Origin of the sequence: Dyadobacter sp. OTU695 (genome assembly GCF_038440355.1) — a bacterium.
In the GTDB taxonomy this organism is placed as follows: Bacteria; Bacteroidota; Bacteroidia; order Cytophagales; family Spirosomataceae; genus Dyadobacter.
In genome coordinates this window covers 1-1,395 of the sequence record NZ_JASATN010000061.1, presented here as the reverse complement: position 1 = coordinate 1,395, position 1,395 = coordinate 1, and the positions used below count along the sequence as shown (strand labels likewise).

Below are 1,395 nucleotides of genomic sequence, written 5' to 3'. Positions count from 1 at the left end.
CAGTCATGGTCGGAAGAAATTCCGGCCATTTTTTATGTCTTGAAAAACAGGTCTGGATTTCCGCCGCAATGGACCACGATCAGGGCAATGGCCAAATCCCTGACTTCCATCGAAAATCTTCGTTTAGCAGTTTTGTAGCCAATGTTGTTGGCCTTTTTGTACATCAAAACCATCATAGCGGTAATCAAAGTCATGTAGAGCATAACTTGTATGCCGTTCCTGTTCAAAGAGACCAGGTGGCTTACATTCAATTCCTGTTTTAAGAAACGGAAGAAAACCTCGATGTCCCAACGCCGCCTGTATGCTTGTGCGATTTCTCTTGCAGGGCTTTCAAAATCATTGGTCAAAAACCAAAATGTCTTGCCTGCCTGGGCCTTGCTCTCAACCACTACCAGTCGAAAATGCCCTTCTGACAATACCTCTCTGGAATGCTTGTTGCCCCGTTTATTGTTGACAGTCAGGCCCGTGTACAATTGCACTTTACAATCCCTGAGCAAGGTAGATTCTCCTAAATCCAAATCCTGGTCTGGCCCGATAAACGATTCCAGCTCCACAAACTTGCGGTTCTCTTTGGCCCGCACAATAAAGGCTACTTTCTGATCATTAAAAGCCTTCATTACGCGGGTGGATTGCAATCCCCTGTCCATCACATAAATGTTGCGGTGACCATCATCTTTTTTAACGTGTCCCATAATCACCTCGGGCAAGGCCATATCTTCACTTGCGTAACCTGCGGCGGTAAAGACATCAGAATAACATGGCAACATACCATCGAAAGCAATGCTATACTTTACTGCCTTCTTACCACTTTTATTATCAATCCCTTCTAACAATTTGCCAACCGTCTCACTGACCATTGAGCTATCTACCCGGATAAGGTTATATTTTTCCTTCTCAGCATAGGTATACAGCTGTGAGAACTGATCATAAATGCATTCATATAGCTGCCTGAAATAGTCTGGTTGCATTTTCGATAACCTCTCCGAAATAGAACTTCTGCGTATTTTTTCAGTTTCATCAAGGTTGAAGAGTACCTTGAAAACGGGGTCATTGAAGCTATCTTCCAGCGTTCGCTGGCTAAGTCTGTCATTCTCTAAAATGCCATACATTAACAGGTAAAACATCTTTTTACCATGCAGGATTTTGGTGTAATGATCGACTCTGGTAGTTGTCGAAAGATGGGCGATAAGGGCTTCGGGAATAAAACCCAAAAGATGATTTATGCTAACCTTGTGATCTTTAAAAACGGGCATATCTTACTGATTATCAACTACTAAAGATAACCAATTCACCCCATAAAACCAACATAAATACCTAAAAATCAACTAATTAATTGACAAAAATACGAGCATATAAAACAGAAAAAGTCGGAAGATTTTCTTCCGACCATGACTG

1 protein-coding gene is annotated in these 1,395 nt (G+C 41.8%); it reads right to left on the bottom strand.

Annotated elements, in window-relative coordinates; all coding sequences use genetic code 11:
* Positions 1-32: 32 nt before the first annotated feature.
* Positions 33-1,253 (bottom strand): IS4 family transposase, encoded by a 1,221-nt coding sequence (locus tag AAHB90_RS32390; protein ID WP_342089474.1) that lies wholly within the window; start codon positions 1,251-1,253, stop codon positions 33-35.
* Between the last annotated feature and the right edge of the window lie 142 nt (positions 1,254-1,395).